The following is a 12,704-nucleotide window of genomic DNA, read 5'->3' on the forward strand; positions in this document are numbered from 1 at the left end:
CCATGGAACCCGCCAGCCGCAGTGTCAAACCCCTTCAGGGTGCCCTGCTGCTGGCACTGTCGGCCTTGCTGTTCGCCTTTACCGGCGTCGGCATTCGCGAGATATCCGTCAGCGTCAACAACGAGTCGGTGGTGTTCTTTCGCAACCTGGTCGGCGTCTTGTTCTTTTTGCCGCTGCTGCTGGTACGCGGCGTGCGACCGCTGCGCACGACACGGCTGAAATCCCATCTCTGGCGCACCACCTACGGCCTGGCGGCGATGTACTGCTTTTTCTACGCCATCGCCCATCTGCCGCTGGCTGACGCCATGCTGTTCACCTATTCGGCACCGGTATTCACCCCGCTGATCGCGCACCTCTGGCTCAAGGAGCCGCTGACTCGGCGCATGCTGGTCTGCAGCCTGATCGGCCTGTGCGGCGTGCTGCTGGTGGCCAAGCCCAGCGCCGCCCTGTTCGAGGGTCCCGCGCTGTTCGGCCTGGCAGCCAGCCTGCTGGCGGCCTTCGCCTTCGTCTCCATCCGCGAGATGAGCGACAGCGAACCCGCCACCCGCATCGTTTTCTATTTCTCGCTGTTCAGCGCGCTGTTCTCCGCCATCCCGCTGACCTGGAGCTGGCAACCGCTCGACTCCACGCAACTGAGCTGGCTGCTGGGCATCGGCCTGCTGGCCACCGCCAGCCAGGTGATCATGTCACGCGCCTACGGCCTGGCACCGCCAGGGCTGATCGGCCCGGTCGCCTACCTGGCCATCGTCTTCGCCGGCATCATCGCCTGGCTGCTCTGGGACGAGACGCCGGACACCCTGTCGCTGCTCGGTGCGGCATTGATCTTCGCCGCCAGTCTGTTATCGGTCGCAAGACGCAGGGCATAGGCGGCCAAGCGCTGGTTTTCATGTATGATGTGCGCCCTTTTCGTCAGAGGTCGTCCAGGCACCTGAGCCAGCGCCCGCTTCATCCAAGCCGGCACGATGCACAGCGCCCCGGATGGCTTTTCAGCCCGACAGCCCGAGAACGCCTACATGCAGCTTTCCTCGCTCACCGCGGTTTCCCCCGTCGACGGCCGCTACGCCGGCAAAACCAGCGCCCTGCGCCCCATCTTCAGCGAATACGGCCTGATCCGTAGCCGTGTACTGGTCGAAGTGCGCTGGCTGCAGCGCCTGGCTGCCCACGAAGGCATCCCGGAAGTCGCGCCCTTCTCCGCCGAAGCCAACGCCCTGCTCAACGAGCTGGCCGAGAACTTCGCCGTCGAGCACGCCGAGCGCGTCAAGGAAATCGAGCGCACCACCAACCACGACGTCAAGGCCGTGGAATACCTGCTCAAGGAGCAGGCTGCCAAGCTGCCGGAGCTGGACAAGGTCAGCGAGTTCATCCACTTCGCCTGCACCAGCGAGGACATCAACAACCTGTCCCACGCCCTGATGCTGCGCGAAGGCCGCGACAGCGTGCTGCTGCCGCTGATGAAGCAACTGGCAGGCGCAATCCGCGAGCTGGCGGTGAAGTTCGCCGACGTGCCGATGCTCTCGCGCACCCATGGCCAGCCGGCCTCGCCGACCACCCTGGGCAAGGAACTGGCCAACGTCGTCCACCGCCTGGAGCGCCAGATCGCTCAGGTCGCTGCCGTGCCGCTGCTGGGCAAGATCAACGGCGCCGTCGGCAACTACAACGCCCACCTGTCCGCCTACCCGAGCATCGACTGGGAAGCCAACGCGCGCCAGTTCATCGAAGGTGACCTGGGCCTGACCTGGAATCCCTACACCACCCAGATCGAGCCGCACGACTACATCGCCGAGCTGTTCGACGCCATCGCCCGCTTCAACACCATCCTGATCGACTTCGACCGCGATGTGTGGGGCTATATCTCCCTCGGCTACTTCAAGCAGAAGACCGTCGCCGGCGAGATCGGCTCCTCGACCATGCCGCACAAGGTCAACCCGATCGACTTCGAGAACTCCGAAGGCAACCTGGGCATCGCCAACGCGATCTTCCAGCACCTGGCCAGCAAGCTGCCGATCTCCCGCTGGCAGCGCGACCTGACCGACTCCACCGTGCTGCGCAACCTGGGTGTCGGCTTCGCTCACAGTGTCATCGCGTATGAAGCCAGCCTCAAGGGAATCAGCAAGTTGGAGCTCAATGCTCAGAAAATCGCTGAAGACCTGGATGCCTGCTGGGAAGTGCTCGCCGAGCCGATCCAGACCGTCATGCGCCGCTACGCCATCGAGAACCCGTACGAGAAGCTCAAGGAGCTGACCCGTGGCAAGGGCATCAGCCCCGAGGCCCTGCTGGCCTTCATCGACGGGCTGGATATGCCGGCCGCCGCCAAGGAAGAGCTCAAGCAACTGACCCCGGCGCGCTACATCGGCAACGCCGTGGCCCAGGCCAAGCGCATTTAAGCGCGATCAGCCTCGAGGACGCCCGGCTGAGCCGGGCGTTTTTGTTTTAAGGTTTTTATCTATTTCAAGGGCTTACTGATGAATCCTGATACTCCGCTGCAATTGCTGGGTGGCCTCACAGCCCGTGAATTCCTGCGCGACTACTGGCAGAAAAAGCCGCTGCTGGTGCGCCAGGCAATCCCCGACTTCGAAAGCCCGATCAGCCCGGACGAACTGGCCGGCCTGGCGCTGGAAGAAGAAATCGAGTCGCGCCTGGTGATCGAGCACGGCGAGCGCCCCTGGGAGCTGCAGCGCGGCCCGTTCAACGAGGACAGCTTCCAGGACCTGCCCGAGCGCGACTGGACGCTGCTGGTACAAGCCGTCGACCAGTTCGTCCCGGAAGTGGCCGAGCTGCTGGAGGATTTCAAGTTCCTGCCCAAGTGGCGCATCGACGACCTGATGATCAGCTTCGCTGCTCCCGGCGGCGGCGTCGGCCCGCATTTCGACAACTACGACGTATTCCTGCTGCAGGCTCACGGCCATCGTCGCTGGCAGATTGGCCAGATGTGCGATGCCGATAGCCCGCTGCTTCCCCACGCCGATCTGAAGATCCTGGCTCAATTCGAACCAACCGATGAATGGGTGCTGGCACCCGGCGACATGCTCTACCTGCCGCCATGCCTCGCCCACTGTGGCACCGCTGAGGATGATTGCATGACCTATTCCGTGGGCTTTCGCGCGCCGAGCGCCGCTGAAGTACTGACCCATTTCACCGATTTTCTCGGCCAGTTCCTGCCCGACGAACAGCGCTACAGCGATGCCGACATCCAGCCGAGCGAGGATCCCAACCAGATCCAGCGCGACGCTCTGGAGCGCCTCAAGGCCCTGCTCAACGAGCACATGAGCGACGAGCGCCTGCTGATGACCTGGTTCGGCCAGTTCATGACCGAGCCCAAGTACCCGGAGCTGGTTGCCGGCATCGAGATCGAGGAGGAAGATTTCCTCGGTGCCCTGGAAGATGGCGCGATCCTCATCCGCAACCCCAGCGCCCGCATGGCCTGGTCGGAGGTCGGTGAAGACCTGGTGCTGTTCGCCAGCGGTCAGAGCCGCCTGGTCTCGGCCCGCCTGCGCGAACTGCTGAAACTGATCTGCAGCGCCGATGCGTTACATGTGGAAAACCTCGGCGCCTGGCTGGCCGACGACGAGGGGCGTACCCTGCTGTGGGAACTGGTCAAGCAAGGCAGCCTGGGATTTGCCGATGAGTGAGATCACCGTCCGTGTCGCGGACTGGCATAGGGACAATGCCGAGCTTCGGCGTATCCGCGACAGCGTGTTCGTCGCCGAGCAATCGGTACCGCCGGAACTGGAATGGGACGCCGAGGATACCGACGCCGTGCACTTTATTGCCGAGGAAGGCGATTACCCGGTGGGCACCGCGCGCCTGCTGCCCGACGGCCATATCGGTCGCGTTTCGGTGCTCAAGGACTGGCGCGGCCTGAAAGTGGGCGAAAAACTGATGCAGGCGGTAATTGCCGAAGCGGAAAAACGCGGGCTGCATCAGCAAATGCTCACCGCTCAGGTGCACGCCACGCCGTTCTATGAAAGGCTAGGCTTCAGGATTGTCAGCGACGAGTACCTCGACGCCGGTATTTCGCACGTGGACATGGTGCGCAGCAGCCAGTAGAGGCATCGATGAACGACAAACACGCCCCGGTCGAAACGATCGATACGCCAGAGCCCAGCGAACTGGCGGCGATCGAATTCGAGTCGCCGGGGCGTTTTGCCGTGCACAATCCAGAATCCGCTACGCCCGATGTGGCGCAATGGGAGCCCGCCCCGTTCATACTCGGTCAGCACGAGCACCTGGAGCGTTTCAGCCAGCCTCAGCAGGCTCGCGCCCACATCCTGGCGTTGATCCAGCAGGCCCAGCGCAATCTGTGCCTGTACAGCGATGATCTGGAGCCCTGGCTCTATCATCACAGCAGCGTGCAGCAGGCCTGCACGCGATTCTTGCTGAGCAGCCCACGGGCGAGCCTGCGCATCCTGCTGCGTGACCCGACCCGTGCCGTGAAGGAAGGTCACCGGCTGCTCGCCCTGTCACGCCGATTGCCCTCCAACCTGCATATCCGCAAACTCAACCCGGACTACGCCAGCATCGATCAGGCCTACCTGATCGCCGACGACAGAGGCCTGTTCCTGCGGCCTGAACTCGATCAACAATCCGGCTACACCCTGTACAACGATCCGGCGCGCGTGCGCCAACGCCAGACCCAGTTCGACCAGGCCTGGGATACCAGCATTACCGACCCTGATCTGCGGAGTTTTCTGCTATGACCCTGCGCACGCTGTTCGCCGCCCTGCTTCTCGGCCTGTGCCTGCCGCTGCATGCGGCCACCGAGGTGATCCCGCTGAATTACCGCACCGCCGATGACGTGCTCGGCGTGGTGCAATCGATGCTTGGCAGCGAAGGCAAGGTCAGCGCTTACGGCAATCAGCTGATCGTCAATGCGTCCCCAGCCAAGATCGGTGAGGTGCGCGTACTGCTGCAGCAACTCGACACCCGCCCTCGTCGCCTGCTGATCACCGTGGAAAGCGCCGACAGCAACTACCAGAACGACCGTGGCTATCGCGTCGACGGCACGCTCAGTGCCGGCAATGCCGAAGTACAGGTCGGCCGCGGCGAAGTGAACGGTCGCGACCAGGTGCGCATCATCCGCCGCAGCACCGACAGCCGTGGTGGCGGCACCCAGCAGGTACAGGCTACCGAAGGCTATCCGGCACTGATTCAGGTCGGCCAGAGCGTACCGCTGACCACCACCGGCACCGGGCCGTACGGCCAGGTCTACCAGGACACTCAATATCGCGACGTGACTCGCGGCTTCTACGTGACCGCCAGTCTCTCCGGCGAGCTGGTCCATGTTTCCATCAGCAGCCAGCGTGATCGCGTCAGCAACAGCCGCCCCGGCGTGATCGACGTGCAAAGCACCGATACGCGCGTCAGCGGTCGTCTCGGCGAGTGGATCATCCTGGGTGGCGTCAGCGAGCAAACCAGCTCCAGCGGCCGCGACGTGTTGCGTCGGCACACGACCCAGGGTCGCGAAGACATGTCGCTGCGCGTCAAAGTCGAAGCTCTCGACTGACACCCCCGACCAAAGTCGAACCCCTTCCCCCCACAGGAACGATGGACAACTCGCGCAGCCCGCACAATGCCTGAAACGCCCGCCCCATGGGCTACCAAGCGTGACCAGTCAGTCGCCTACTGAATATGTAGTAGTTTTAAAAAAGCACTACAAAACGTTTGACGAAGCATTTCCCCAGAGGCATGATGGCCTCGCTCCCGCTAGCCAGGGGTCCTGAAAAGGATCTCCAGACCGCCCGCGAAGTACTTCGCAGCGGTCCGTGTCCCAACAGCCCACAAGGCCGTACGACGAGGTTGCGACTGGAACGAAGTTGTCCTGAGGGACGGGGAAGCGTTTAGCGTCAGACAGATCGAAAGCCCAGCAAGTGCCCAAGGTTTCCACGAGCCAACCGGCCCAAGCGATGCTCTCGAACTGTTCGCCACATCCCCCTCCTCGCGGTCAATCCTCGCCCCAGCCGTATTCTCGCCGTCAAAGTGGAAGCCTCCCGCAGCCGCTGCATCCGTGCACGCATTGTGTGGGTAGTCGGTGCTCAACCAACACATTTCTTGAAGGATTGACCATGTCCGCATATCAAAACGACATCAAGGCTGTAGCCGCTCTGAAAGAGAAGTTCGGCAGCAGCTGGAGCGCTATCAACCCCGAGTCCGTCGCCCGTATGCGCGCTCAGAACCGCTTCAAGACCGGTCTGGAAATCGCTCAGTACACCGCTGACATCATGCGCAAGGACATGGAAGAGTACGACGCCGACTCCTCCGTCTATACCCAGTCGCTGGGTTGCTGGCACGGCTTCATCGGTCAGCAGAAGCTGATCTCGATCAAGAAGCACCTGAAGACCACCAACAAGCGCTACCTCTACCTGTCCGGCTGGATGGTTGCCGCTCTGCGTTCCGACTTCGGCCCGCTGCCGGATCAGTCGATGCACGAGAAGACTGCCGTCTCCGACCTGATCGAAGAGCTCTACACCTTCCTGCGTCAGGCCGACAGCCGCGAACTGGATCTGCTGTTCACCGCTCTGGACGCAGCTCGCGCAGCTGGCGATCAGGCCAAGGCTGCCGAAATCCAGAACCAGATCGACAACTTCGAGACCCACATCGTCCCGATCATTGCCGACATCGATGCTGGCTTCGGTAACCCGGAAGCCACCTACCTGCTGGCCAAGCGCATGATCGAAGCCGGTGCGTGCTGCATCCAGATCGAGAACCAGGTTTCCGACGAGAAGCAGTGCGGCCACCAGGACGGTAAAGTGACCGTTCCTCACGCCGACTTCCTCGCCAAGATCGCTGCCGTTCGCTACGCCTTCCTCGAACTGGGCATCGACAACGGCGTGATCGTTGCGCGCACCGACTCCCTGGGCGCCGGCCTGACCAAGCAGATCGCCGTGACCAACGAGCCGGGCGACCTGGGCGACCTGTACAACAGCTTCCTCGATTGCGAAGAAGTGTCTGCTGCCGACCTGGGCAACGGTGACGTCGTGATCAACCGTGGCGGCAAGCTGCTGCGTCCGAAGCGCCTGCCGTCCAACCTGTTCCAGTTCCGTGCTGGCACCGGTGAAGCGCGCTGCGTACTGGACTGCATCACCAGCCTGCAGAACGGTGCCGACCTGCTGTGGATCGAAACCGAGAAGCCGCACGTTGGTCAGATCGCCGCCATGGTCAACGAAATCCGCAAGACCATCCCGAACGCCAAGCTGGTTTACAACAACAGCCCCTCGTTCAACTGGACCCTGAACTTCCGTCAGCAGGTGTTCGATGCCATGGTTGCCGAAGGCAAGGACGTTTCCGCCTACGACCGCGCCAAGCTGATGAGCGTCGAGTACGACGAAACCGAACTGGCCCAGGTTGCCGACGAGAAGATCCGCACCTTCCAGCGCGACGGCTCGGCTCAGGCAGGCATCTTCCACCACCTGATCACCCTGCCGACCTACCACACTGCGGCGCTGTCCACCGACAACCTGGCCAAGGGCTACTTCGCCGACCAGGGCATGCTGGCCTACGTGAAAGGCGTGCAGCGTCAGGAACTGCGTCAGGGTATCGCCTGCGTCAAGCACCAGAACATGGCGGGCTCCGACATCGGCGACAACCACAAGGAGTACTTCGCTGGCGAAGCAGCTCTGAAGGCGAGCGGTAAAGACAACACCATGAACCAGTTCCACTAAGAACGGTTCCCCTGCTGCGGACCACGCATCCGCAGCAGTCTGTTTGCCTAATCCGCCCCGGCTTTGCCGGGGCTTTTTTTATGCCTGGCCGCAGCTTGCGTCCTGCGCACCAATACCGCCGCAAATGCCTACCCTCCTGGCCTGCAAAGACTCGCCGCACCCGATGAAACGATGTCAACCTGATGGGTGGCCATCACCCCCTCCGTGCAGTTTTGTGCAACAGCGCACAGGCACTGTCACTATTCCGTCGTTTTCCTTGGTTAGCGTCATGACTCCGTCGATCAGCCTCATCAGGAGCCCTCCATGCGCAACGAACAAGAGCAAGACGTGCTATTCGGCAATGGCGATGAGCCGCTCAGCAACGCCTCCGGCAACCCCCACATAAACGACCTGATCGAGGCCGGCCTGAGCCGCCGTCAGGTGGTCGCCGGCGGCGCCGCGCTCGGCGTCATGGGCTTTCTCGGCGTGGCCATGCCCGGCAGCGCCGAGGCCGCCGACAACCCGCTCAAGGACCTGCTCGAACGCCTGAAGAGACGCGGCAAGCGTCTGCCGTTCAGCCCGGTGGCGGTGACTCGCGCCGACACCATCAGCGTACCTGCCGGTTACAGAGCCACCCCCTTCATCCCCTGGGGTACGCCCATCCGCGGCAGCTTCCCGGCCTTTCTCGACAACGCCGGCAACAGTGCCGCCGACCAGGCCGACCAGATCGGCATGCACCATGACGGCATGCACTTCTTCCCCATCGACGGCCAGCGCGGCGGCGGTCGCAAGAGCGACCACGGCCTGCTGGTACTCAACCACGAGTACATCGACGCTCCGCTGCTGCACCCCAACGGCCCCACGTTGGTCGGTGGCAAGCGCAGCAGTGCCGATGAAGTACGCAAGGAAATCAATGCCCACGGCGCTTCGGTGGTGGAAGTACGCCGCGTGCGCGGCCAATGGGAAGTGCTGCCCAGTGCGCGCAACCGCCGCATCACCGCAGCCACGCCGATGCAGATCAGCGGCCCAGCGCGCGGTCACGCCCTGCTCCGCACGCGCTACAGTCCCGACGGCACTGCCACTCGCGGCACGCTGAACAACTGCGCCAATGGCTTCACACCCTGGGGCACCTACCTGACCTGCGAGGAAAACTGGGCCGGCTATTTCGCTAGCGGCGATTCCGAGCGCCCGCGTGAAATGACCCGCTACGGTGTCGGCAGCGCCAGCCGCTACGGCTGGGATCACCTGGCCGGCGACGAATTCCAACGCTTCAACGCCACCCGCCTGGCCGCCGAGGCCACAGGCGACTATCGCAACGAGCCGAACCACTTCGGCTGGATCGTCGAGATCGATCCCTTCGCGCCGGAATCCGCGCCGGTCAAGCGCACCGCACTGGGCCGTTTCGCTCACGAAGGCCTGGTGTTCGCCCCGGTCAAACCGGGTCGTCCGGTGGTCTGCTATTCCGGCGACGACTCGCAGAACGAGTACATCTACAAATTCGTCAGCCGCGGCAGGTACATACCGGGTCGCAGCAACGGCAGCCTGCTCGATGAAGGCACGCTCTACGTGGCGCGCTTCAAGGCCAACGGCAAGGGGCAGTGGCTGCCACTGGACATCAGGGACAAGGCGTTCCAGGCCGCCTGCAGGGCTGCCGGAGTAAGCTTCGCCGACCAGGGCGAGGTGCTGATCAACACCCGCCTGGCTGCCGACATCGTGGGCGCCACCAAGATGGATCGCCCGGAATGGGGGGCAGTGAATCCGAACAATGGCGACGTCTACTTCACGCTCACCAACAACAGCTCGCGCACCGTCGTCGATGCGACCAACCCGCGCCCAGCCAACGCTTACGGTCACATCATCCGCTGGCGCGAGCAGAGCCGCGACTATGGCGGCCGCGAGTTCGTCTGGAGCCTGTTCCTGCTGGCGGGGCCGGAGAACGACAGCCTCGACCCCAACGGCAGAGCGCTGACCGCCGACAACCGCATGGCCAGCCCGGACGGCCTGTGGTTCGACGACGATGGCCGTCTGTGGATCCAGACCGACATGAGCGGCAGCCAGCTCGCCAGCGGCCCGTTCGGCAACAACCAGATGCTGGTTGCCGAGCCCAGCACCGGCGAGGTCAAGCGCTTCCTGGTCGGCCCCGTGGGCTGCGAAGTCACTGGCATCACCGCCACGCCGGACTTCCGCACGCTGTTCGTCAACATCCAGCACCCGGGCGAAGGCTCGACCCCGACGGACTTTCGCAGCACCTGGCCGGACGGCCCCGGTCGCCGCCCACGCTCGTCCACCGTGATCGTCACGCGCGAGGACGGCAAACCGCTGTTCTGATCCACACGCCTGCACCTTCTCGCTCCTGACGAGAAGATGCAGGCCCCCAATTCGATGCGTGGACAGGCAAGGCGCGGCAGCAGCTTCTACGCTGGAAGGCAGTCGACTCGCGCAAGGACTGCCCATGCCCCGTTCCACTCTGCTGCTCGGCAGTTGCATCCTGATTGGCAGCGTGACACTCGCCTGGTTCTGGCAACGCCCCAACGCCGAAGAACCTGCACGCTTGCCGCCAAGGCCAGCTTCAGTGCAGCTCCCCACTCAAGGCAGCGCCCCGCCAGCACCAGTCGAACTGAGCCCCGAGCAACTGCACCTGCTCGCCAGGCCCGAAGTCCGGCAACAGCAACGGCGCCTGGATTTTCATCAGCGCTACAGAGACTTCATCGAGCACGCCACGGAACTCGACAGCAGCAGTCGCGAAGCTCAGGCGCAGACGCTGAGTGAGGGCATCGATGCACTGCAGCGCCAAGGTGAAGTGGCCTTGAGCGAGGCCCTGTTGCTGCAGATCGCCCTGATCAAGGCAGTCAGCGAAGACGAAGATGAGCAGAAGAGACGCGCTGAAGCGCTGATCAAGCGTTACCAGGCAATCAGCGCTGAGCGTGAGGCCAAACTGGCGCAACGATCTGATCCGAACTTCGAACGCTACAAGGCCGAGGAAAAAAATATCGTCGAAGAAGTGCTCGGCCTGCAGAACATTCCCGAAGGGCTCACTCGCGACCAATACCTCAGGCAACGCCTGCAAGAGGCTCGCGAGCGTAATTACCAACAAGCCCCGGATAGCTGAACGCGGCGACAACCCAAGCTGTCGCCGCGTTGCTTTCGCGCCTGTTCAGAGCAACTGGTCCAGCAGGTAATAGAGCAGATTGAATGGTTTGTTGCGGTCGGCCACATCGCTGCTTTCCGACGCATCCAGCACCTGCCCACTACCATCGAGAACGCTGCTGACGAAGTTGTCCAGTTGCAGATTCTGCTCCTGGATATCGGAGTTGGCGAACTCGATGATGCTGGTGCAGTGACTTTCATTGACGTTACGCACCTGCGGGAAATAACCACCGACATTGCCCAGGCTGGCCAGTTGGCTGCGCAGACGCGTGGTGTCCGTCGCCCAGCGCTGCTTGATCAGTGCTTCCTTGGCGGCCTGATTTGGCGCATTGGCGATCTCCGGGTAGAAGCGCTCGTAGGAATAGGACGAATAGTTCAGGTCCTGCCAGAAATGCGCATGCCCCATGCGATCACCTGGCAGATTGCTCGAAAGCGCCGGATACAGGCTACCCAGATCGTTGCGATTGAAGCCGGGCAGACGCGCCTGCAGGTACTGCAATGGCCCCTGAGTGGCATCGAGGCCCCAGGCCTGACGAATCAGCGTCTGCAGCGGATAGGAAGGATAAGCCTGGTTGTCGCCAGCCAGCGCGGTATAGACGGGCCCTGAATCGTTGATCAGGTACCCCCGGTTCGGCGCAATGTCCTGGCGCAGGTTGGCGTAGTTGGTCAGGCTGCCCGCGCCGCCGGCACTGCAGCCCGTGGTGAGCATCTGGGTCGGTCGCGGCAGGTTGTCCTTCAGCCACCCCACCACCGCGCGCATGTTGCGCAAGCCGTTGTGGTGCCACACCAGCGGGGGATTTTCCCCCTGCGGGTCTTCGTAGACCGCCACCTTGTCGCCGGAGTAGATATCGCCCGTACAGTACGGCACGTAGACCATGTTCCAGTTCTGCGTCTTGACGCGCGTCCAGGGGTGCAGACGCACGACGAAGGGACTCACCAGACTGGCGCCGGGATTGAGCAGCGACATGTAGTCATCGGCAATCCCATCAGGATTGCGCGCGCCACGTATGCCGCTCTGCCCGCTGCAACTGGCGTAGTCCCAGCAGGCGCCACCACCTTCTAGATAAACGATGGTATTGCGCGTGTTCGGCACACGGTTGATGAAGAACTTGTAGGGCGAGCCGTTGCCGCACACCGCACCGGTCTGTGGCGCCATCTGAATCGTTTGCCAACCGTAGTAATTGCCGGGGTTGAAGCCGCTGTTGAAACCACTCGGATTGGCCAACAACGGGTAGGGCCCCACACGCTGCGCGGGCGTCACCGGATTATCGGCCCTGGGCGGGGCCACCAGATTGCTCAAGCTCTGCCAGAAACTGTAATCCCCCAGCTCCGCGCTGGCAGGCGCGCTCAGGGCTAGCAACAGAACGGTGGGGACAATACGCGGCAAGGACTGGACAACAGGCATGGCAAAACCCCTCATGTTGTTATTCGTACGAAGGGTCGGCATACCCAGGCAGGGGCAACTGCGCAGACCCAGCGGATGGTGGGCACTGCTCGATCGATGGCATATCGCGCTCTGGCGATTCATGCACGCTAGTACAAAATCAGCGAGGCAACCTCACTGAATGAATAAAATTTGGTGATAGAACAAGTCTTTCGATATGCGTTATTGGAATTTAATGCGAGGCCCTGCTGCTTTGGCCTTAACACCAAAGTGGCAGTGAATTGCTTATCTCGCCGAAGCTCATCAGAGCTCGAAATGAGGCAGATTAGTCAGATGAATGGCTGTTGGAAATTGCCAGAACAGAGCTGTCAGCTATAGTCCTGAAACGTCGGGCCACAGGGTTCGACGCAGAATTGCATCGATGCGACAAGTCAATCAGAAGCTCGACAGAAACGATCGAACTGCGCGAATAATTTTTCTCTGAAAAATTTACTTACAGTTGGTCTGCACATAGTATTGTATACACACTTCGCGCC

At 62.4% G+C, this 12,704-nt stretch carries 10 protein-coding genes; 9 read left to right on the top strand and 1 reads right to left on the bottom strand.

Going from position 1 to position 12,704, the window contains the following annotated elements; all coding sequences use genetic code 11:
- Positions 1-2: 2 nt before the first annotated feature.
- From ACN0X6_RS22410 to ACN0X6_RS22450, 9 genes are all read left to right on the top strand, one after another.
- Positions 3-866: a DMT family transporter gene (locus ACN0X6_RS22410; protein WP_417707366.1), complete on the top strand. Its 864-nt coding sequence runs from the start codon at positions 3-5 to the stop codon at positions 864-866.
- 147 nt (positions 867-1,013) lie between these two features.
- Positions 1,014-2,384, top strand: coding sequence for an adenylosuccinate lyase (gene purB / locus ACN0X6_RS22415; RefSeq protein WP_143503831.1), 1,371 nt, complete (start codon positions 1,014-1,016; stop codon positions 2,382-2,384).
- 78 nt (positions 2,385-2,462) lie between these two features.
- Positions 2,463-3,629 (top strand): JmjC domain-containing protein, encoded by a 1,167-nt coding sequence (locus tag ACN0X6_RS22420; protein ID WP_417707368.1) that lies wholly within the window; start codon positions 2,463-2,465, stop codon positions 3,627-3,629.
- Entirely contained in the window at positions 3,622-4,047 is a 426-nt protein-coding gene (locus ACN0X6_RS22425) for a GNAT family N-acetyltransferase (protein ID WP_160018124.1), read from the top strand. Before ACN0X6_RS22420 ends, ACN0X6_RS22425 begins: the two co-directional genes overlap by 8 nt.
- Positions 4,048-4,055: 8 nt before the next feature.
- Complete coding sequence (locus tag ACN0X6_RS22430; protein WP_417707371.1) at positions 4,056-4,697, top strand: histone acetyltransferase HPA2; 642 nt, start codon at positions 4,056-4,058, stop codon at positions 4,695-4,697.
- Positions 4,694-5,503 carry a secretin N-terminal domain-containing protein gene (locus ACN0X6_RS22435; RefSeq protein ID WP_417707373.1) on the top strand — a complete coding sequence of 270 codons (810 nt, stop codon included), beginning with the start codon at positions 4,694-4,696 and terminating at the stop codon, positions 5,501-5,503. The genes ACN0X6_RS22430 and ACN0X6_RS22435 overlap by 4 nt, the downstream gene beginning before the upstream one ends.
- 559 nt (positions 5,504-6,062) lie before the next feature.
- The gene (locus ACN0X6_RS22440) at positions 6,063-7,658 is read left to right on the top strand and encodes an isocitrate lyase (protein WP_417707375.1); all 1,596 of its coding nucleotides are present in this window, start codon (positions 6,063-6,065) and stop codon (positions 7,656-7,658) included.
- 303 nt (positions 7,659-7,961) lie between these two features.
- A complete protein-coding gene (locus tag ACN0X6_RS22445; RefSeq protein WP_417707377.1) occupies positions 7,962-9,965 on the top strand; it encodes a PhoX family protein in 2,004 nt (667 codons plus the stop codon).
- 124 nt (positions 9,966-10,089) lie between these two features.
- Positions 10,090-10,746 (top strand): hypothetical protein, encoded by a 657-nt coding sequence (locus tag ACN0X6_RS22450; RefSeq protein ID WP_417707379.1) that lies wholly within the window; start codon positions 10,090-10,092, stop codon positions 10,744-10,746.
- Positions 10,747-10,791: 45 nt separating this feature from the next.
- Here ACN0X6_RS22450 and ACN0X6_RS22455 read toward each other — a convergent pair whose 3' ends face one another.
- The gene (locus tag ACN0X6_RS22455; protein WP_417707381.1) at positions 10,792-12,189 is read right to left on the bottom strand and encodes a pectin acetylesterase-family hydrolase; all 1,398 of its coding nucleotides are present in this window, start codon (positions 12,187-12,189) and stop codon (positions 10,792-10,794) included.
- Between the last annotated feature and the right edge of the window lie 515 nt (positions 12,190-12,704).

Source organism: Pseudomonas sp. (genome assembly GCF_048269965.1).
In the GTDB taxonomy this organism is placed as follows: domain Bacteria; phylum Pseudomonadota; class Gammaproteobacteria; order Pseudomonadales; family Pseudomonadaceae; genus Aquipseudomonas.

What these genes read in the sequence shown, in the direction of transcription:
- ACN0X6_RS22410 (WP_417707366.1), top strand. Translation starts at nt 3, where the DNA reads ATGGAACCCGCCAGCCGCAGTGTCAAACCCCTTCAGGGTGCCCTGCTG.
- purB (WP_143503831.1), top strand. Translation starts at nt 1,014, where the DNA reads ATGCAGCTTTCCTCGCTCACCGCGGTTTCCCCCGTCGACGGCCGCTAC.
- ACN0X6_RS22420 (WP_417707368.1), top strand. Translation starts at nt 2,463, where the DNA reads ATGAATCCTGATACTCCGCTGCAATTGCTGGGTGGCCTCACAGCCCGT.
- ACN0X6_RS22425 (WP_160018124.1), top strand. Translation starts at nt 3,622, where the DNA reads ATGAGTGAGATCACCGTCCGTGTCGCGGACTGGCATAGGGACAATGCC.
- ACN0X6_RS22430 (WP_417707371.1), top strand. Translation starts at nt 4,056, where the DNA reads ATGAACGACAAACACGCCCCGGTCGAAACGATCGATACGCCAGAGCCC.
- ACN0X6_RS22435 (WP_417707373.1), top strand. Translation starts at nt 4,694, where the DNA reads ATGACCCTGCGCACGCTGTTCGCCGCCCTGCTTCTCGGCCTGTGCCTG.
- ACN0X6_RS22440 (WP_417707375.1), top strand. Translation starts at nt 6,063, where the DNA reads ATGTCCGCATATCAAAACGACATCAAGGCTGTAGCCGCTCTGAAAGAG.
- ACN0X6_RS22445 (WP_417707377.1), top strand. Translation starts at nt 7,962, where the DNA reads ATGCGCAACGAACAAGAGCAAGACGTGCTATTCGGCAATGGCGATGAG.
- ACN0X6_RS22450 (WP_417707379.1), top strand. Translation starts at nt 10,090, where the DNA reads ATGCCCCGTTCCACTCTGCTGCTCGGCAGTTGCATCCTGATTGGCAGC.
- ACN0X6_RS22455 (WP_417707381.1), bottom strand. Translation starts at nt 12,189, where the DNA reads ATGCCTGTTGTCCAGTCCTTGCCGCGTATTGTCCCCACCGTTCTGTTG.